Origin of the sequence: Massilia genomosp. 1 (assembly GCF_011682185.1) — a bacterium.
In the GTDB taxonomy this organism is placed as follows: Bacteria; Pseudomonadota; Gammaproteobacteria; order Burkholderiales; family Burkholderiaceae_D; genus Telluria_A; species Telluria_A rubra.
Genome location: NZ_WHJF01000712.1, coordinates 1 through 205, shown reverse-complemented (window position 1 = coordinate 205; position 205 = coordinate 1). Strand labels below are relative to the sequence as shown.

General features: G+C 68.8%; 1 pseudogene. It reads left to right on the top strand.

Going from position 1 to position 205, the window contains the following annotated elements:
* Nucleotides 1-10 precede the first annotated feature (10 nt).
* Nucleotides 11-205 (top strand): annotated as a pseudogene (locus F1735_RS38750) (IS5/IS1182 family transposase); the annotation flags it as partial.

Sequence of the window (205 nt, the reverse complement as noted above, 5' to 3'; positions counted from 1 at the left end):
CTACGAAGCCATGATCAAGGAACACCTGGGTGACCAGTTGATCGGACATATCAGCCGCGACGGCACGGCCATTGCTGTCCGCGAGCGGCCTGCAGCGGCGGCCAGCGCGGCACCGCGCAAGCAGGGCCGGCGCAAGGGTAAGCGCCCGGTCAAGCAAGCGGCACCAGCTGCTGGCTCGCCGATCCGGCGTCAACGCGGCCAGACC